The sequence below is a fragment of the Streptomyces sp. NPDC127068 genome (assembly GCF_042724695.1).
Classification (GTDB): Bacteria; Actinomycetota; Actinomycetes; order Streptomycetales; family Streptomycetaceae; genus Streptomyces.
Genome location: NZ_JBHXEN010000017.1, coordinates 1 through 18,241 on the forward strand (window position 1 = coordinate 1; position 18,241 = coordinate 18,241).

Genomic DNA, 18,241 nt, shown 5'->3' on the forward strand with positions numbered 1-18,241 from the left:
CGCCGACCCCCGTTATATCCACTCCCTAAATGGTCGGCTGCTTCTTTGTTGTATAAGTGTCAGGGGGGGCGCCCGGGGGGGTGGCCCACCCCCGCCGCCGCGGGCAGCGGCCCCGCGCCGGCGGCCAGCCCCACCGCACCGCCCGCCCAGCCGACCCAGCCCACCGCTCCGGCGCCCGCGGCCCAGCCGCCCCGGGCACCCGCCGCCCCCGCCCACACGGCGCCGCCCGCCGGCGGGCTCGACCCCCGCGCCCTCTGGCCGAACATCCTCGAAGCCGTCAAGAACCGGCGCCGCTTCACCTGGATCCTGCTCAGCCAGAACGCCCAGGTCGCCGGCTTCGACGGCACCACCATCCAACTCGGGTTCGTCAACGCCGGCGCGCGCGACAACTTCGCGAGCAGCGGCAGCGAGGACGTCCTGCGGCAGGCCCTCAGCGAACAGTTCGGCGTCCAGTGGAGGGTCGAGGCGATCGTCGACCCCTCGGGGGGCTCCGCACCGCCGCCCGCCGCGGGGAACTTCGGCGGACGCCCCGCCGCTCCCCAGGCGGCGCCGCCCGCCTACGGTTCCGCCCCCGCGGCGCCCCGGCCGCCCGCCCCGCAGCAGTCCGCGCCCCCCGCCCCGCAGCCCTCGGGCGGTGCCCCGGGCCCCGGCGGTCAGTCGGCGCCCGCCGCCCCGCCGCCACCGGCCCGCCACCACGCGCCGGAACCGGTGCGCTCCGTGGCGCCGGAGGACGACGTCCCCGAGGACGACGACCCCGACCTCGACGAGTCCGCCCTCTCCGGCCACGACCTCATCGTCCGCGAACTGGGCGCGACCGTCCTGGAGGAGTTCTCCAACGAGTGAGCCGGCGGGCGACCACGGGTTCCTTCACCCGTGGACCACGCATGAAGGAATCCGTGGAACCGGAGGAGAACAGCCGTCCGTCGGGGCCGTGGTTCGTAGGAACCTCCCAGCCCGGGGGCGTCCGAGCATCGGACACCCGCACGAGCCGGGGCGGGCCGACGGTTAGGCTGGCGGGCGTGAAGGTCCTCGTCATCGGCGGCGGCGCCCGCGAACACGCCCTGTGCCGCTCAATGTCCCTCGATCCCGACGTCACCTCCCTGCACTGCGCGCCCGGGAACGCAGGCATCGCCGAGGTGGCGGAACTCCACGCGGTCGACGCGCTCGACGGGGCCGCCGTGGCGGCGCTCGCCGCGCGCCTCGAAGCCGACCTCGTCGTCGTCGGCCCCGAGGCCCCCCTGGTGGCCGGGGTCGCCGACGCCGTGCGCGCCGCGGGCATCGACTGCTTCGGCCCCTCGCGCGAGGCGGCGGCACTGGAGGGCTCCAAGGCGTTCGCCAAGGACGTCATGGCCGCCGCCGGGGTGCCGACCGCCCGGAGTTACGTGTGCACCGACCCGCAGGAGGCCGACGAGGCGCTCGACGCGTTCGGCGCTCCGTACGTGGTCAAGGACGACGGGCTCGCCGCCGGCAAGGGCGTCGTCGTCACCGATGACCTGACGGCCGCCCGGGAGCACGCGGCGGCCTGCGAACGCGTCGTCATCGAGGAGTTCCTCGACGGTCCCGAGGTCTCGCTCTTCGCGATCACCGACGGGACGACGGTCGTCCCGCTCCAGCCCGCGCAGGACTTCAAGCGGGCGCTGGACGGCGACGAAGGCCCCAACACCGGTGGCATGGGCGCGTACTCTCCGCTGCCGTGGGCCGACCCCGGGCTGGTCTCCGAGGTGCTGGAACACGTCCTCCAGCCGACCGTGGACGAGCTGCGCAAGCGCGGCACCCCGTTCTCCGGGTTGCTGTACGCGGGGCTGGCGATCACCTCGCGCGGGATGCGGGTCATCGAGTTCAACGCCCGTTTCGGCGACCCCGAGACGCAGGTCGTCCTCGCCCGGCTGCGCACCCCGCTCGCCGGGGTGCTGAGGGCCGCGGCCCGGGGCACCCTCGCCGACATCGAGCCCCTGCGCTGGAGCGGCGACGCGGCGGTCACCGTCGTCGTCGCCTCGCACAACTACCCGGGGACCCCGCGCACCGGTGACCCCATCGAGGGGCTGGACGCGGTGGCCGCCGAGGACGCGCCGCACGCGTACGTGCTGCATGCGGGCACGGCGCAGGACGGGGACCGGGTGCTCAGCGCCGGTGGACGCGTCCTGTCGGTGACGGCGACCGGCGCCGACCTCACGCAGGCCCGCGAGCGCGCGTACACGGCGGTCGGGCGCATCGGGCTCGACGGCGGTCAGCACCGTACCGACATCGCGGCGAAGGCGGCGGCCGACGCGTGACCGCCCCGCCCGGCCCCGCGGCCCGGTGATCCTCCGCACGGCCCCGGCCCGGTACGCACCCCGTACCGCACCGGGGCCGTCGCACGTCCGGAGGCGTCCAGAGGCGTCCGGAGGAGCCGTACGCACTCGGGCACGTGTTCGTGTTGCCGCCAGCATTTGCCAGCCACCTCTACCCAAAGCCATTCCATCGAGTGACCAATGGTCTATACGGCTGACGACGGCCGGGGGCCCAACTAGGGTGCGGCGCATGCGTTCCGGCACTTGGCCCAGCGGCATTGCGATGTCGTGGGGCGGTGCCACAGTGGGGGAGTGAACAACGCCAAAGGAGCCCCGAAGCGGTCCGGTCGCCGGATCGCCCCGGGCGGACGGTAGGGGGTGAGGTCCGGTCGTGTCCGACACGGGTGTGGAGGTGACCGCGCTGTCCGCGCGCTCCCGGGCCCTCGCCGTGCTGCGGGTCCGCAGCAGGGCCACGGCCGTCGCCCTGTTGCCCGCCGCCGCCGCGGTCGTACTGTTCGCGGGTCAGGTGAGCGGGCACTTCGCCCGGGGCGGCGGCTGGGACGTGGCCCGCTGGGTGCTCACCGGGACGGCCGTCGCGGTGCTGCTCGTGGCGGCGGGCATCGGACTGGTCGTGACGCGGTCCCGACCGGCGGTCAGTCCGACCGTGCCGATCAGTGAGAGTTCCGCGCCCGATCTGTACCGGCTGGTCCGGGACCTCGCGGACCGTCTCGACGTGCCCGCCCCCTCGGCGGTGGCCCTCACCCCCGACTGTGACAGCTGGCTGGAGGACCGTACGCACCGGTCGCAGAAGCCGTCCCCCGGCACGGACCCGGCCGCCGGCCCCACCGCGGGGAACCCGGCGGCACGCCGGCGCAAGCCCCCGAGGGACCGGGACACGGGCCGGGAGGCCCCCGTACTGATCATCGGGTCACCGTTCCTGTGGTGGATGCGGGTCGCCGAACTGCGGGCCGTCCTCGCTCCCGTCGTCGCGGGCACCGGCCCCTCCGCGCACCCCGACATCGCCGCCGCCCGGCGCTTCGTCCGCGGGCTCGACGCCGCGGTCGCCGTCGCGTCCGAACCGGGTCGCGGCCCGCTCGCACGGCTCGCGCTCGGCGTGACGGGGGGCGTCGCGCGCCTGATGCTGCGGGCCTGCCGCACCGACGCCACGGAGATGGAGCGCGGGGTCGCCGCAGCGGCGGCCGAGCGTGCGCAGGAGGTCGACTACGGGCTGCGGATCGTCGCGCAGGAACAGGTCGGGCTCGCGTACGCGGGCTGGGACCGGCTGCTGACCAGGGTGGCGCTGCCCGCGTGGCGGGTCGGCCGCTGGCCCGCGCGGCTCGACGCCGGGGTCGTCGCCGCGCTGACGGAACTCTCCCGACGGGACCGGCTCGCCGAGGGGTTCGCGGCCCGGCTCGGCGAACGCCCCGCCTGCGACCTGCTGGAGGAGCCCGGGGCGGTCGACGAGGCCGCCTCGTTGCTCGCCGCGCGGCTGTTCCACGGCGGGCCCGCCGAGACGGGGCGGGACTGGGCCCCCGTGGCCTGGCAGGCGTACCCCGAGGAGGTCGTGGACCGCACCTGGCGCACCGAGGCGGCCCGACTGCACCGGGTCCTGGACGCGGCGGGCGTGCCACGGGGCGGCGGCGGTCCGACGCTGGCCCGGGTCCTCGACCACCTGACCCTGCCGACACCCACACCCACACCGTCCGACCCCGGGCAGCCCACCACCCCCGCCCCGATAGCCGGACCGGGGCACCTCCCCCCGGACCCCACCAGCAACACCCCGACCAGCAACACCCCCACCAGCAAAGCCCCCGGCGACCACGCGACGCACGACGACCACGCGACGCACGACGAGGTCGGAACGTACGACGAAGACGCGACGTACGACGAAGACGGCGACGAAGAAGCCCCCGGCACCCTCCGCTCCGGGGAACTGGCCGCGGCGCTCACCGCCCAACTCGCCCGCGAGGAGGGCCCGGCCCGCCCGGGCGGCACCCCCGCCGGCCGGTCCGCCGACGAGGTCCTGTGGAACGAGGGCGTGTTGCCCCTCTTCCCGCTCCAGCCGCCGCGCAGCGGCCGGGACCTGCTGGCCGAACACGTACTGGCGACGGTCTGCTGCGCGGCCGTCGACACCGCGGGCGCGGCCCCCGGCCTCGACTGGCTGGACGGCCCCTCGCTGCTCATCGCCGGGGAACGGGTCGCCGACCTCCCGGCCCGGGTCCTGACCCTGGTGGACCGGGGCGACCCCGCACCCCTGCGCGGCTGGCTCAGCGACCGGTGCGTCCGCACCGACAAGCCGCTGCGCCTGGTCTGAACGCCCGTTCCGCACGCCCCGGTTGACCGGCCCACGGCACTCGGCGAACGCGTGAACGCCGGACAAGGGGGCGCAGCGGAGGGCGGAGCCGTCCCCCGAACGTGCCGTGTACCCGCTCAGGACGCATGGAACACCGCCAAATAACGACGAACGGTGACGGAACGCGTGCGTAATGTGATGTGCTGGGTCCGCCCCGCGGCGCAGCGCCCGGGCGGAGGACCGGGCCCGGGGGACTCAGGGAGGGGACCGCATGGCGCCGAAGGACGAGGAACAGACCCCGCGCGAGAAGCCGCGGCACATCAGCCGTTGGGAGTCGGGTGCCCTCGCCCACGCGGTGAACGACCCCTTCGGCCTGGGCCCCCTCCCCTGGTTGCGGGGCCGTGAGCACTTCTTCGACGACACGGGACAGGTCGTCCCCTGGTACGTCGACACCCCGCCGGACGCGGCCCGCCTCCGTGACCGCCCCGGAGTTCCCGCCCCGGCCCGTACCGCCCGGCCGGGTGCCCGGGTGCCCGCGCCCCGCTCGTCCTCGGGGTTGCGCACCGCCGACGACGTGCGCTGTCAGATCAAGGGGTTCGCGTCCACCGCCGCGGTCGCCCCGGGCGCGGCCATCGACTTCCACATCACGGTCAACCCGCCGCAGCAGTTCGGCGTGGACGTCTACCGCATCGGCCACTACGCGGGTGACGGCGCTTCGAAGATCGCCACCAGTCCCCGGTTGTCGGGCATCGTCCAGCCCGCCCCGCTGACCGCCGACCGCACGGTCTCCTGTCACCACTGGTGGTTGTCCTGGCGGCTCCAGGTGCCCTCGTACTGGAACCCGGGCGCGTACGTCGCGGTGTTGACCACCGTCGACGGGTACCGCTCGCACATCCCGTTCACGGTGCGCGACGACCGTCCCGCGGACCTGCTCCTGCTGCTGCCGGACATCACCTGGCAGGCGTACAACCTGTACCCGGAGAACGGTCGGACGGGTGCGAGCCTCTACCACGCGTGGGACGGGGGCGGCCGGCTGCTCGGCGAGTCGGAAGCCGCGACGACCGTCTCCTTCGACCGGCCGTTCGCCGGTGCGGGGCTGCCCCTGCACGTGGGGCACGCCTACGACTTCATCCGCTGGGCCGAGCGGTACGGCTACGACCTGGCGTACGCGGACGCCACCGATCTGCACGCGGGCCGGGTGGACCCCAGCCGGTACCGGGGGCTGGTCTTCCCGGGGCACGACGAGTACTGGTCGGCGAACATGCGCCGCACCACCGAACTGGCCCGGGAGCAGGGCACCTCGCTGGTGTTCCTGTCCGCCAACACCATGTACTGGCAGGTCGAGTTGAGCCCGTCCGCGTCCGGCACTCCGGACCGGCTGCTGGTCTGCCGCAAGCGCCGGGGGCCCGGCAAGTCCGCGCTGTGGCGGGAGGCCGACCGGCCCGAGCAGCAGCTCATCGGCATCCAGTACGCGGGCCGGGTCCCCGAACCCCAACCGTTGATCGTCCGCAACGCCGGCCACTGGCTGTGGGAGGCGACCGGCGCGCACGAGGGCGACGAGCTGCCGGGCCTGGTCGCCGGGGAGGCCGACCGCTACTTCCCGCGGGCTCCGCTCCCCGGGCACCAGGAGCGCGTCCTCCTCGCGCACTCCCCGTACCGGGACACCGAGGGCGGCCGGCGCCACCAGGAGACGTCCCTGTACCGCGCACCGTCCGGGGCGCTGGTCTTCGCCTCGGGCACCTTCGCCTGGTCACCCGCGTTGGACCGGCCCGGGCACGTCGACCCGCGGGTGCAGCGGGCCACCGCGAACCTCCTCGACCGCATCTGCAAGCGCGACTGAGCCGGCGCACGCCACCGCTGTCACGCCCTCGCGCGCCCCGCCCCGAGGTCCACCGCGCCGGTGCGGGACAATCACGGCAGCACTCGTACAGAACCACGGGGAGGCCTCGTGTCCGGATTCGTCGAAAAGCCCGAACCGCTTCAGGTTCCGGGGCTGGTGCATCTGCACACCGGCAAGGTGCGGGACCTGTACCGCAACGACGCGGGGGACCTGGTGATGGTGGCCAGTGACCGGATCTCCGCCTACGACTGGGTGTTGCCGACGGAGATCCCCGACAAGGGGCGCGTGCTGACCCGGCTGTCCCTGTGGTGGTTCGACCAGCTCGCCGACCTCGCCCCGAACCACGTCCTGAGCACCGAGCTGCCCGCGGGCGCGCCGACCGACTGGGCGGGCCGCACCCTGGTGTGCAAGTCGCTGCGGATGGTCCCGGTGGAGTGCGTGGCCCGCGGTTACCTCACCGGCTCCGGCCTCGTCGAGTACCGGCAGTCCCGCACGGTCTGCGGCATCCCGCTGCCCGAGGGGCTCGGCGACGGCTCCGAGCTGCCCGAGCCGATCTTCACCCCGGCGACCAAGGCGGCGGTCGGCGAGCACGACGAGAACGTCAGCTTCGAGGAGGTCGTCCGCCAGGTCGGCGCGGACACCGCCGAGGTGCTGCGGGACACCACCCTCGCCGTCTACGCCCGCGCCCGGGACGTCGCCCGCTCGCGCGGCATCGTCCTCGCGGACACCAAGTTCGAGTTCGGGTTCGACGGGGAGGTGCTGACCCTCGCGGACGAGGTGCTGACCCCGGACTCGTCCCGCTTCTGGCCGGCCGAGACCTGGGAGCCGGGCCACGCCCAGCCCTCCTACGACAAGCAGTACGTACGGGACTGGCTGACGTCCTCCGCGTCCGGTTGGGAGCGGGCCGCCGAGGTGCCGCCGCCGGTGCTGCCCGAGGCGGTCGTGGCGGCGACCCGGGCGAAGTACCTGGAGGCGTACGAACGTCTGACGGGCACGTCCTGGGCGTGATGCCCCAGGGATTCCGGGCCCCGGGAACGGGTGAAGCCCCGGCCGATGTGGTCGGCCGGGGCTTCACCCGCGTACTGCGTACGATCCTGAGCGGACGACGAGGTTCGAACTCGCGACCTCAACCTTGGCAAGGTTGCGCTCTACCAACTGAGCTACGTCCGCAGGTGCCCGAGGGCGGAGCCCACTATACCCAACCGCGCTCGCGCGCGAGCCGCACCGCGGTGTGCCGGTTCTCCGCGCCGAGCTTCGTCGCGGCCGACGACAGGTAGTTGCGGACCGTTCCCGGGGACAGCGCGGCGCGCTCCGCGATCTCCGCGACGGGCGCCCCGTCGGCGGCGAGCTCCAGCACCTCGGCCTCCCGGGCGGTCAGCGGGGAGTCTCCGGCGGAGATCGCGTCGGCCGCCAACTCGGGGTCGACGTAGCGGTTTCCCCCGTGGATGGTACGGATGATCTCGGCGAGCCGCTGGGCGCTCACGGTCTTCGGGACGAAGCCCCGCACGCCCGCCGCGAGGGCCCGTTTCAGATGACCGGGGCGGCCGTGGCTGGTGACGATGAGCACCCGGCAGTCGGGGAGTTCCGCCCGGAGGGATGTGGCCACGCTCACACCGTCCGCGCCGGGCATCTGGAGGTCCAGGACGGCGACGTCGGGGCGGTGGGCACGGGCCATCGCGAGCGCTTCGGGGCCGGACGCCGCCTGGGCGATCACCCGGAGGTCGTCCTCCAGGGCGAGGAGGGCCGCGAGTGCGCCCCTGATCAGGTGTTCGTCGTCGGCGAGCAGCACCCGTACGCCGGGGCTCCCGTCTGCCGTGCTCATTCCGTTGCCTCCCGAGGGGTCGACGTGTCGCCGCCCCGCCGTCCGTGGACCCCGCCCGACGCCGGGTCCGCACCGGCCGCAGCGGACGCATCCGTTTCGTCCGGGGTCAGGGGCACGCGGGCCGCGACCCGGAACACCCGCCCCCCGATCCGCCCCCCGATCCGCTCGGCGGCCCCGGTGGACCCAGCAGCCCCAGCGGCACCAGTGGCCCCCGCGGTCCCGGCCTCCAGGGTGCCGCCGACCCGGGCCAACCGCTCCCGTAGCCCGGCGAGCCCGGTGCCGCCCGTCCCGGTGGCCCCGGCGGTCGGGGTCACCCCGTCGCTCTCCACGGTCAGGGTCACCGTCCCGTCCTCCCGCGCGAGGACGATCGCGCACCGTTCGGCGTCACCGTGCCGCAAGACGTTCGTGGTGGCCTCCCGCACCACCCAGCCGAGCACCGACTGCACCTGCGGGGGCAGCCCGGCCGCCGAACCGGTCACCCGGCAGGCGATCCCGGCGGCGGTGAGGACGCCCTGCGCCCCGGCGAGTTCGGCGGACAGATCGGCCTCCCGGTAGCCCCGGACGACCTCCCGCACCTCCCGCTGGGACTCCTGCGCGATCCGCTGCACCTCCACCATCTGCTCCACCGACTCGGGCCGCTCCCGACGGGCCAACTGCACGGCCAGTTCGCTCTTCAACGCGATGACGGCCAGGTTGCGGCCCAGTACGTCGTGCAGGTCCCGCCCGAAGCGCAACCGCTCCTCGGCGACGGCCAGCCGGGTCCGGGTCTCGCGGGCCTCGTCCAGCTCGATCACGACGGTCAGCAGCCAGATGGAGAACGAGGAGGTCAGGGCGACGAACCCGCTGAAGATCGTGATCATCAGGCCCATCACCAGCGCCTGCACCGGCGTGAACCCCACCGCGAGCGCGCCGCCCGCGGCGAGGGCGCCCGCCGTGCAGACCATCGTGAGGACCTGCCGGGTCCCGCGCATGCCGAGCGCGAGGGTGCCCGCGCCGAAGGACACGATCGTGAGGTAGTAGGCGCCGCCCGCGGACATGCGGTCCTGTTCGGCACGGGCCTGGCTGTCCAGGTCGATGCCCCAGACCGCGAGCAGCAGCGCGGTCACGGCGATCACGGCGGTGCCCGCGGCGAGCAGCAGCAGGGCGCCGCCGGGCTTGCCGCGGGTCCCGCAGACCCAGTCGAGGGACCGGGACACCGCGAGCGAGATCAGCCCCGCGTGCGCCAGCACCAGCACCAGCACCACGACTCCCATGGCCCGCGGCACGCTGGTCAGGGGCACGATCCCGGCGACGGCGATCTCGATCAGCGCGAACAGGTGGAAGGACCCGCGGGTGTACGACTCGACCTTCGCCGTCGTGCTCTTGTCACGCCACCAGGCGTCCGGTCGACGCATCACCCCGCTCACCCCCCTCACCCCGCTCCTGCTCACCCGTCCGGTACGCCGCCGGGCGCGCCCGGCGGCGGGCGACCCCGGCGGACGCGTCCTCGCGGTCAGTGCCGTGGTTCCCAACGGAACCACCGGCGTACAGCAAACACCGAGAGCGCGGCCCAGGCCACCGCCGTGGCCAGGGCGGTCAGGATCTCGCCGCCGGACAGCGCTCCGGTCCAGCCGGCGCGGACCAGGGCGATCGCGCCGGTCAGCGGCAGCAGCTCACCGACCCGGGCGAGCCCGTCGGGGAAGATCTCCAGCGGCACGGTGATCCCGGAACCGATCATCGAGATCAGCACCAGCGGCATGACCGTGACCTGTGCGCTCTCCGAGCTGCGGCTGAACGCCGCGGTCACCGCGGCGAGCGCCGCGCACAGCACGATCCCGAGCAGCAGTCCGAGGACGGCCAGGTGCGGGGCCTCGGGGAGGCCCACGTCCAGCAGGACCATGCAGCCGGTGACGAGCACCAGGGTCTGGACGAGGGCGATGCACACCGAGGGCAGGGCCGCGCCGCCGAGTATCTCCACGTCCCGCAGCTCTCCGACGCGCAGCCGCTTGAGGACCAGTTCCTCGCGACGGGTGACGAAGATCCCGGTGAGCGCCATGTAGACGGCGAACAGCAGCGAGAATCCGATGGACGCGGGCAGCAGGATCGTCCCGATGGACAGACCGGTGCCTTCGAGGTCCATGTTCTCGGCGGCGCCGCGCACGCTGAACGGCAGGATGAGCGGGACGAAGGCCGCCGCGAACAGGGTGCCCTTGCTGCGTACCAGGAGGGTCAGCTCGGCTCGGGCGAGTGCGGCCATGCGCCCGGTGGCGGTGGTGGTGGCCCGGGCGTCGTTGCGGGGGGTGCTGCGGTCCGTCGGATCGGCGGACCGGGGTGGGGCGGTGCTCACAGCGCCGGCTCCTTCGGGTGGGGGTTCTGGCTGGTCGGGGCGGTGGAGCCGCTGAGCCCCTCGGCTTCCCGCGCGATCCGCAGGAACGCTTCCTCCAGCGAGGCGGAGCGGACGTCCAGCCCGCGGAGTTCCAGCGACTGCCGTTCGGCCCACACGAGCAGACCGGTGGCGGCCCGCTGGAGTTCATGGGTGCGCAGTCGTACGGTCCGCCCGTTGACGTCGTGGTCGGCGACCCCGAGCTGACCCAGCGGCGGCAGGTCCCCCACGTGGTAGCCGTCGGGGAGTTGGAAGGCGATGATCGAGGGCTGCGAGGCGACGACGTCCGCGACGCGGCCCTCGGCGGCGATGCGCCCCTCGTGGAGGATCGCCAGCCGGTCCGCCAGGTCCTCGGCCTCTTCGAGGTAGTGGGTGGTGAGCAGCACGGTGGTGCCGCTGTCGCGCAGTTCGCGCACCAACTCCCAGGTGTCCCGGCGGCCTTCGGCGTCGAGCCCGGTGGTCGGCTCGTCGAGGAACAGCACCTCGGGCCGGCCCAGCAGGGCGAGCGCCAGGTCCAGCCGGCGACGTTCGCCGCCGGAGAGCTGCTTGACCCGGACGGGGCCGCGCTTGAGCAGGCCGACGAGGTCGAGGGCCTCGTTCGCGGGGCGGGCGCCGCTGGTGCACCCGGCCCACATCCGGACCGTCTCGTTCACCGTCAGCTCGGACGGGAAGCCGCCCTCCTGGAGCATCACCCCGATCCGCGGGCGGATGACGGCACGTTCCGTGTACGGGTCGTGGCCGAGGACGCGGACCTGCCCGGAGGCCGGGGTGGCGAGGCCCTCCAGCACTTCGAGGGTCGAGGTCTTCCCCGCGCCGTTCGTGCCGAGCAGGGCGAAGAGTTCGCCGCGGCGCACGGAGAACGTGACGCCCCGGACGGCTTCGAAGGTCTTGTCCTGCGGGCCGCTCCCGCCCCGGTCGCCCCCGGCGGCGCTGCCGGGCCCGTCGTTCTTGCCGGTCTTGCCGCGCCCGGAGGGACCGCCCCCGTAGACGCGACGCAGATCGGTGACGTCGATCACGCGCTCTTCGGTCGCTTCGGTAGTCATGCATCGATTTTGGCCCGGAGCGGGTCCGGAAACCGATGCGGGGTGTCATCACTGAGCATGACAAATGTCAGACGTCGCGGAGCCGGTAGGGAACGGCGGACGGTGCCGCACATGCAAGAAACCCCAGTCAACTACCGATGACTGGGGTTTGCTTGATGAATTCGTACGAAGTACGACCTGAGCGGACGACGAGGCTCGAACTCGCGACCTCAACCTTGGCAAGGTTGCGCTCTACCAACTGAGCTACGTCCGCATGGCATCCGACCGGCTTCCACCGATCGGCGCGAGCACCACCCTACCTGATCCACTTGCGTGGTCGGTAAGCGATGCAGAGCGGGTGACAGGAATTGCACACTGCGCCTTCCCCCTGGAAGGGGGATGTTCTACTACTGAACTACACCCGCACGACCTCTGAGCTGGGCTTTTCTGCCCCGCCCCGTTGGCGTGCCCAAACTCTAACGGATCACGGGGGGTGCTGCGCAAGTCGGTGCCCCGCGCGGACGTTGACGGGACATCGAGGGGGTGGCGCCGGGGCGCGGACGGTGCGGCGCCGGGACGTCGACGGGCTCCCGGTTCCCACCCGCTCCCCGGGTGAGGACCTTCCCGGGTGAGGGCTTCCGCGGGTGAGGACCTCCGCGGGTGAGGGCCTCCGCCGCCCGCTACACCCGAAGGCGTTCCGCGCCCCGCCCGACGGCGAACCACCACCCGGACGGGTCGCGGGCCCGCCCGCCGGAAGGGCGCCGCCCCGACCACCGGATCGATCACCGCACAGACCTCCGACCAGCCCCCTGAACAGTGGGTGTACCGGGTGGCACCGGGACGCGCCGGGGTGCTCAGGCGCTGGGCTGCTCGGCCCCGGGCGGGCAAGTGCCGCGCCGAGTCCGCCGGTTGGCTGCCCGGCCGATCAGTTGGCCGCCTCGAACGCCTCGTACACGCGCTTGGGGATGCGTCCCCGCGGCGGCACGTTCATCTGGTGCGACCGGGCCCAGGCCCGGACCGCCGAGGGAGCGGGCGTCAACGCGGTGTGCCGGTACACCTGGGGGGTGGGATGGGCCCCCGCCCGGGCCTTGCGACCTGCGTGCACATACGGGGCCAGGGCCTTACGCAGTTTCCTCGCATTGGCCTGATTGAGATCGATCTCGTACGACGTCCCGTCCAGCCCGAAGGCGATCGTTTCCGCCGCTTCTCCGCCGTCGATGTCGTCGTGGAGAGTGACTACGACACGCTGCGCCACGAATATCGGTCCCTTCGTGCGACCTCGCCGCATTGAGGTGCGGTGATGCCGACTGTCCGGCTGCTTGAGGCAAAGTATCGGTATTGCCTTTTCCTTTGTACAGGGCAGGGCATTGAACGGGGAAGACCTTTTATTGCGCTCAGCGTGTCCGGTACGTGTCGTGTCTATTGCGGGGACGGTCTTTTCCGGGATTTTCGGTGAAGGTTGACTACCCTGCCTGGACGGGGTGAGGGCCGTCACGTAGGTACCTACGAATCTACGCGGGTAGAAATTTCGTACGGGTAGTCTGAAGCGACCTGCTCAGCACCACACACCGGGAGTGCCAGTGGCACGCGTCGTAGTCGACGTCATGCTCAAGCCGGAGATCCTCGACCCCCAGGGGCAGGCCGTGCAGCGCGCGCTGCCCCGCCTGGGCTTCGACGGCATCGCCGATGTACGTCAGGGAAAGCGTTTCGAACTTGAGGTCGAAGGGCCGGTGGACGAAGCCGCCCTCGCACGCATTCGCGAGATGGCCGAGACGTTCCTGGCCAACACCGTGATCGAGGACTTCGTCGTCAGGGTTGACGAGGCCACTGAGTCCGCTGCGGATGCCGCCGTCGGAAAGGCCGGAACGAAGTGACCGCCCGTATCGGTGTCGTCACCTTTCCGGGCACCCTGGACGACCGCGACACCCAGCGCGCCGTCCGGGTCGCCGGAGCCGAGGCCGTTCCGCTGTGGCACCGCGACAAGGATCTGAAGCAGGTCGACGCCGTCGTCCTCCCGGGTGGATTCTCGTACGGCGACTATCTGCGCGCGGGAGCGATCTCCCGGTTCTCGCCCGTGATGGAGACGATCATCGCGGAGGCAAAGGCGGGAATGCCGGTCCTGGGAATCTGCAACGGATTCCAGGTGCTGACCGAGACCCATCTGCTGCCCGGCGCGATGTTGCGGAACAATCACCTCCACTTCATCTGCCGCGACCAGAAGCTCCGCGTCGAGACCACCGCCACCGCCTGGACCGCCGACTACACCGCCGGCCAGGAGATCTCCGTCCCGCTCAAGAACATCGACGGCCGCTACGTCGCCGACGAGCGCACCCTCGACGAGCTGGAGGCCGAGGGCCGGGTCGCCTTTCGCTACCTGGACGTCAACCCGAACGGATCGCTGCGCGACATCGCGGGCGTCACCAACGCCGCGGGCAACGTCGTCGGCCTGATGCCGCACCCCGAGCACGCCGTCGAAGGACTGATCGGCACCGGCCGCACCGACGGCCTCGGGTTCTTCACCTCGATCCTGAACAACCTGGTGCGGAAGGGAGCCGTGGCATGACGCTGGACACGGTCAAGCACGCGACCGGCACTCCCGAAGCCGAGCAGCCCTGGCAGCAGCTCGGCCTCAAGCGGGACGAGTACGACCGCATCCGCGAGATCCTCGGCCGCCGCCCGACCGGTGCCGAACTCGCCATGTACTCGGTCATGTGGTCCGAACACTGCTCGTACAAGAGCAGCAAGGTCCACCTGCGCCAGTTCAGCGAGAAGGCCCCCCGCACGGAGGCCCTCCTCGTCGGCATCGGCGAGAACGCGGGCGTCGTGGACGTCGGCCAGGGGTACGCGGTCACCTTCAAGGTCGAGTCGCACAACCACCCCTCGTACATCGAGCCCTACCAGGGCGCGGCCACCGGCATCGGCGGCATCGTCCGCGACATCCTCGCGATGGGCGCCCGCCCGGTCGCCGTCATGGACCCGCTGCGCTTCGGCGCCGCGGAGCACCCCGACACCAAGCGCGTCCTGCCGGGCGTCGTCGCGGGCGTCGGCGGCTACGGCAACTGCCTCGGCCTGCCGAACATCGGCGGAGAGGTCGTCTTCGACGCCTGTTACCAGGGCAACCCGCTGGTCAACGCCCTGTGCGTGGGCGTGATGAAGCACGAGGACATCCACCTCGCGAAGGCGTCCGGCGCCGGCAACAAGGTCATCCTCTACGGGGCCCGCACCGGTGGCGACGGCATCGGCGGCGTCTCGGTGCTCGCCTCGGAGACCTTCGAGGCCGGCAGCGGCGTCCCGGCCAACCGCCCCGCGGTCCAGGTCGGCGACCCCTTCCAGGAGAAGCTGCTCATCGAGTGCACCCTGGAGATCTTCGCCGAGAAGCTGGTCCACGGCATCCAGGACCTCGGCGGCGCGGGCCTGTCCTGCGCCACCAGCGAGCTGGCCAGCGCCGGTTCCGGCGGCATGCGCGTCGACCTGGACACCGTGCCGCTGCGCGACGCGACCCTCTCGCCCGAGGAGATCCTCATGAGCGAGTCGCAGGAGCGCATGTGCGCGATCGTGGAGCCCGGCAAGGTCGAACGCTTCCTGGAGATCTGCGAGAAGTGGGACGTCATCGCCACCGTCATCGGTGAGGTGACGGAAGGCGAGCGGCTGGAGATCTTCTGGCACGGCGAGCAGATCGTCGACGTGCCGCCGCGCACGGTCGCCCACGAGGGCCCCGTCTACCAGCGCCCGTACGCGCGCCCCGACTGGCAGGACACCCTCCAGGCGGACGACGCGAACAAGCTGCCCCGCCCGGCCGACGCCGCGCAGCTCAAGGACCAGGTCCTCAAGCTCGTCGCCTCGCCCAACCAGGCGTCCAAGGCGTGGATCACCGACCAGTACGACCGGTTCGTGCAGGGCAACACGGTCCTCTCCCAGCCCGAGGACTCGGGCATGATCCGCATCGACGCGGACACCAACCTCGGTGTCGCCGTCGCGACGGACGGCAACGGCCGGTACGCCAAGCTCGACCCCTACGCGGGCGCCCAGCTCGCGCTGGCGGAGGCGTACCGCAACGTCGCCACGACCGGTGCGAAGCCGCTGGCCGTCTCCAACTGCCTGAACTTCGGTTCGCCCGAGGACCCCGCGGTGATGTGGCAGTTCGCGGAGGCCACCCGTGGTCTCGCCGACGCCTGCCAGGTGCTCGGCACCCCGGTCACCGGCGGCAACGTCTCCCTCTACAACCAGACCGGTGACACCGCGATCCACCCCACCCCGGTGGTCGCGGTCCTCGGCGTCATCGACGACGTCACGCGCCGCACGCCGGTCGGGTTCGCGGAGGAGGGCCAGCTGCTGTACCTCCTCGGCGACACCCGCGAGGAGTTCGGCGGATCGGCGTGGTCCCAGGTCGTCCACGAGCACCTGGGCGGACTGCCGCCGGTGGTCGACCTGGAGCGGGAGCGGCTGCTCGCCGACATCCTGATCTCGGCCTCCCGCGACGGCATGGTCGACGCGGCGCACGACCTCTCGGACGGCGGGCTCGTCCAGGCGGTCACCGAGTCCTGCCTGCGCGGCGGGAACGGCGCCCGACTGGTCGTCCCCGACGGTCTCGACGCGTTCACCTTCCTGTTCTCCGAGTCGACGGGGCGCGCGGTCGTCGCCGTTCCGCGGTCGGAGGAGCTGCGCTTCACCGACATGTGCGGGGCGCGGGGCCTGCCCGCCACCCGGATCGGCGTCGTCGACGGCGACGCGATCGAGGTGCAGGGCGAGTTCACGTTGTCCCTGGCGGAGCTGAAGGCCGCCCACGAGGAGACGATCCCGGCACTGCTGGCCTGACCGCGCCGGCCCCGCCGTTCCACTGCTCCACCGTTTCCCCACTGAGCCCTCCGTCCGGCAGCCGCCGGGTCGGAGGGCTCAGTCGTGCCCCGGCCCACCACCCCCCAAGCCACCCGTACGAAGTATTGTTCGCCATTACGTAACTACGTAATATGGAGCCATGGAACTGGAGCAGCGGGTCACCGCCCTGGAACGCCGACTGGCCGCCCTGGAGCACGCGGACGAACCCGGCGAGCCGAGCGCCTTCCGCGCCCCCGACGAACGGGCGGCGCCCGAGGAACCGGCGCAGTCGGGGGCGTCCCGGGAGCAGCCGGTGAGCGAAGGCACCCCCCGCGCTGACTTCTGGGCACTGGAGGGCTTCAAGGAACAACTCGCCGAGGCCGGCCCGGTCGCGGAGGACGGCGGCGTCCTGTTCACCGGCGCGGTCGCCCTCCCCGGAGGCGAGCGGTACGAGTGGCAGTACGGCGAGCTCACCGGCCGACTCATCGAAGCCGACTGGTCGGAGCGGGCCGAAGCGTTCGCCGCCCTCGGTCACCCGGTACGGCTGAGGCTGCTGCGGGAGGTCCTGACCGGCAGCCGCACCGCTGCCGAGCTGACGAGCCTGGACGGCCTCGGCACCACCGGCCAGACCTATCACCACCTGCGCCAACTCACCGCGGCCGGCTGGCTCCACGCCCAGGGACGCGGGCGGTACGAGGTGCCGTCCACCCGCGTGGTCCCCCTGCTGGTCGCCCTGAGCCTGGCGAAGTCCCCATGACCACCCGACAGCCCACCTCCCGGGGAGAGACGATGCCGAGCCACACCCACCCGACCCGCCGCAGAGCAGTCACCTACCTGTCCGTCAGCTACCGGCTGACAGGACTGGCGTTGGGCGCCCTGATCATCGGGAGCTTCGTGTTCGACCCGCTGGACGAGCCCCCGTTCCCGCTGCTCTGGCCGCTGCTGGGCGTGACCATGCTGTTCCTGCTCCTGGTCGCCTGGCTGGTCCGCCCCGCCAGGAAGGGACAACCGGCGAGAGAGCCGGTCGAGGTGGCGCCACCGGTCACCGGCCGCTGGACCGCGTTGAACAGCCCCGCGGACAAGGTCCCCAGCCACGGCACCCACGGCTACGGACAGACGTACGCCATAGACGTGGTCGCCGAGCCGCAGCCGGACCGCATACCCGACGATCCGCCCGGCGATCGGCCCGCCGACCGCACTGGAGTCCCGACCGGCGACCCGGCCGAGGGGCCGCGCCCGGCCTTCAACTGGCTCTGGCCGCTGGTCCGTCGCCCGGACGCCTTCCCGGCCTACGGCGCCCCGCTCCTGGCGGTGGCCGACGGCACGGTGGTCCGCGCCTCCGACACCCAACGGGACCACCTGAGTCGTACCTCGCTACCGATGCTGGCGTACCTGATGCTGGTCGAGGGCATGACCCGCGCGATGGTGGGCCCCACTCGGGTCACCGGCAACTACGTCATCCTCGATCTCGGCGACGACACCTACGCGATGTACTGCCATCTGCGCCGGGGCTCGCTGAAGGTGCGTCCGGGCGATCGCGTCCGGGTGGGTCAGGTCCTCGCCGCCTGCGGCAACTCCGGCAACTCGACGGAACCGCACGTCCACTTCCAGCTGATGGACTCGCCCGAGCTGGACGCGGCCAGGGGCGTCCCGTTCCGCTGGCGGGGCGTGGGACTCCCGGCGAACGGCGAGACGTTCACGGTGGACGCTGCGGCGGGGGCGAAGACCACGGTGGAGACGAGGGCTGCGACAGGGTAGGCGCGCGGAGGGGTCGGGTGGGGTGGGGTGGGGTTGGGTGAGGTTGGGGGACGAGGGAG

The 18,241-nt window shown here is 72.6% G+C and carries 14 protein-coding genes, 3 tRNA genes and 1 pseudogene; 10 read left to right on the forward strand and 8 right to left on the reverse strand.

Annotated features, from left to right (window positions below; translation table 11 throughout):
• The 5 genes and pseudogenes from ACFWIA_RS12925 to ACFWIA_RS12945 form a co-directional block, all read left to right on the forward strand.
• A pseudogene (locus ACFWIA_RS12925) lies at positions 1 to 843 on the forward strand (DNA polymerase III subunit gamma and tau); the annotation flags it as partial.
• Positions 844 to 1,019: 176 nt separating this feature from the next.
• On the forward strand, positions 1,020 to 2,273 hold the full coding sequence (gene purD / locus ACFWIA_RS12930) for a phosphoribosylamine--glycine ligase (RefSeq protein WP_387003253.1): 1,254 nt from the start codon (positions 1,020 to 1,022) through the stop codon (positions 2,271 to 2,273).
• Between the two features lie 388 nt (positions 2,274 to 2,661).
• Positions 2,662 to 4,584, forward strand: coding sequence for a hypothetical protein (locus tag ACFWIA_RS12935; protein ID WP_387003255.1), 1,923 nt, complete (start codon positions 2,662 to 2,664; stop codon positions 4,582 to 4,584).
• Between the two features lie 250 nt (positions 4,585 to 4,834).
• On the forward strand, positions 4,835 to 6,403 hold the full coding sequence (locus ACFWIA_RS12940; RefSeq protein ID WP_387003258.1) for a N,N-dimethylformamidase beta subunit family domain-containing protein: 1,569 nt from the start codon (positions 4,835 to 4,837) through the stop codon (positions 6,401 to 6,403).
• A 108-nt stretch (positions 6,404 to 6,511) separates the two neighbouring features.
• On the forward strand, positions 6,512 to 7,411 hold the full coding sequence (locus ACFWIA_RS12945) for a phosphoribosylaminoimidazolesuccinocarboxamide synthase (protein WP_387003261.1): 900 nt from the start codon (positions 6,512 to 6,514) through the stop codon (positions 7,409 to 7,411).
• 89 nt (positions 7,412 to 7,500) lie between these two features.
• Here the strand turns inward: ACFWIA_RS12945 and ACFWIA_RS12950 are convergent.
• The 8 genes from ACFWIA_RS12950 to ACFWIA_RS12985 form a co-directional block, all read right to left on the reverse strand.
• A tRNA-Gly gene (locus ACFWIA_RS12950) sits at positions 7,501 to 7,573 on the reverse strand.
• 22 nt (positions 7,574 to 7,595) lie between these two features.
• Complete coding sequence (locus tag ACFWIA_RS12955; RefSeq protein ID WP_387003264.1) at positions 7,596 to 8,225, reverse strand: response regulator; 630 nt, start codon at positions 8,223 to 8,225, stop codon at positions 7,596 to 7,598.
• On the reverse strand, positions 8,222 to 9,619 hold the full coding sequence (locus ACFWIA_RS12960; protein WP_387003266.1) for a sensor histidine kinase: 1,398 nt from the start codon (positions 9,617 to 9,619) through the stop codon (positions 8,222 to 8,224). The genes ACFWIA_RS12955 and ACFWIA_RS12960 overlap by 4 nt, the downstream gene beginning before the upstream one ends.
• A 98-nt stretch (positions 9,620 to 9,717) precedes the next feature.
• Complete coding sequence (locus tag ACFWIA_RS12965) at positions 9,718 to 10,461, reverse strand: ABC transporter permease (RefSeq protein WP_387003553.1); 744 nt, start codon at positions 10,459 to 10,461, stop codon at positions 9,718 to 9,720.
• An 86-nt stretch (positions 10,462 to 10,547) separates the two neighbouring features.
• A complete protein-coding gene (locus ACFWIA_RS12970) occupies positions 10,548 to 11,630 on the reverse strand; it encodes an ABC transporter ATP-binding protein (RefSeq protein ID WP_387003269.1) in 1,083 nt (360 codons plus the stop codon).
• 180 nt (positions 11,631 to 11,810) lie between these two features.
• Positions 11,811 to 11,883, reverse strand: a tRNA-Gly gene (locus ACFWIA_RS12975).
• Positions 11,884 to 11,962: 79 nt separating this feature from the next.
• Positions 11,963 to 12,034 (reverse strand) — tRNA-Gly (locus tag ACFWIA_RS12980).
• 500 nt (positions 12,035 to 12,534) lie between these two features.
• Positions 12,535 to 12,864 (reverse strand): Lsr2 family protein, encoded by a 330-nt coding sequence (locus ACFWIA_RS12985; RefSeq protein ID WP_387003272.1) that lies wholly within the window; start codon positions 12,862 to 12,864, stop codon positions 12,535 to 12,537.
• 325 nt (positions 12,865 to 13,189) lie between these two features.
• Between ACFWIA_RS12985 and purS the strand changes: the two genes are divergently transcribed.
• From purS to ACFWIA_RS13010, 5 genes are all read left to right on the forward strand, one after another.
• Positions 13,190 to 13,483, forward strand: a complete 294-nt coding sequence (gene purS / locus ACFWIA_RS12990; protein WP_387003275.1) for a phosphoribosylformylglycinamidine synthase subunit PurS — start codon at positions 13,190 to 13,192, stop codon at positions 13,481 to 13,483.
• Entirely contained in the window at positions 13,480 to 14,172 is a 693-nt protein-coding gene (purQ, locus tag ACFWIA_RS12995) for a phosphoribosylformylglycinamidine synthase subunit PurQ (protein WP_387003278.1), read from the forward strand. The genes purS and purQ overlap by 4 nt, the downstream gene beginning before the upstream one ends.
• Entirely contained in the window at positions 14,169 to 16,424 is a 2,256-nt protein-coding gene (gene purL / locus ACFWIA_RS13000) for a phosphoribosylformylglycinamidine synthase subunit PurL (RefSeq protein ID WP_387003280.1), read from the forward strand. The genes purQ and purL overlap by 4 nt, the downstream gene beginning before the upstream one ends.
• A gap of 160 nt (positions 16,425 to 16,584) precedes the next feature.
• Positions 16,585 to 17,181 carry an ArsR/SmtB family transcription factor gene (locus tag ACFWIA_RS13005; protein WP_387003282.1) on the forward strand — a complete coding sequence of 199 codons (597 nt, stop codon included), beginning with the start codon at positions 16,585 to 16,587 and terminating at the stop codon, positions 17,179 to 17,181.
• A 32-nt stretch (positions 17,182 to 17,213) separates the two neighbouring features.
• Positions 17,214 to 18,182: a M23 family metallopeptidase gene (locus ACFWIA_RS13010; RefSeq protein ID WP_387003285.1), complete on the forward strand. Its 969-nt coding sequence runs from the start codon at positions 17,214 to 17,216 to the stop codon at positions 18,180 to 18,182.
• Positions 18,183 to 18,241: the final 59 nt, after the last annotated feature.

Excerpts from the sequence above, each read along its gene's own strand:
- ACFWIA_RS13005 (WP_387003282.1), top strand. The coding sequence starts at position 16,585 with ATGGAACTGGAGCAGCGGGTCACCGCCCTGGAACGCCGACTGGCCGCC.
- ACFWIA_RS12955 (WP_387003264.1), bottom strand. The coding sequence starts at position 8,225 with ATGAGCACGGCAGACGGGAGCCCCGGCGTACGGGTGCTGCTCGCCGAC.
- purL (WP_387003280.1), top strand. The coding sequence starts at position 14,169 with ATGACGCTGGACACGGTCAAGCACGCGACCGGCACTCCCGAAGCCGAG.
- ACFWIA_RS12940 (WP_387003258.1), top strand. The coding sequence starts at position 4,835 with ATGGCGCCGAAGGACGAGGAACAGACCCCGCGCGAGAAGCCGCGGCAC.
- ACFWIA_RS12965 (WP_387003553.1), bottom strand. The coding sequence starts at position 10,461 with ATGGCCGCACTCGCCCGAGCCGAGCTGACCCTCCTGGTACGCAGCAAG.
- ACFWIA_RS13010 (WP_387003285.1), top strand. The coding sequence starts at position 17,214 with ATGCCGAGCCACACCCACCCGACCCGCCGCAGAGCAGTCACCTACCTG.
- ACFWIA_RS12970 (WP_387003269.1), bottom strand. The coding sequence starts at position 11,630 with ATGACTACCGAAGCGACCGAAGAGCGCGTGATCGACGTCACCGATCTG.
- ACFWIA_RS12960 (WP_387003266.1), bottom strand. The coding sequence starts at position 9,619 with ATGCGTCGACCGGACGCCTGGTGGCGTGACAAGAGCACGACGGCGAAG.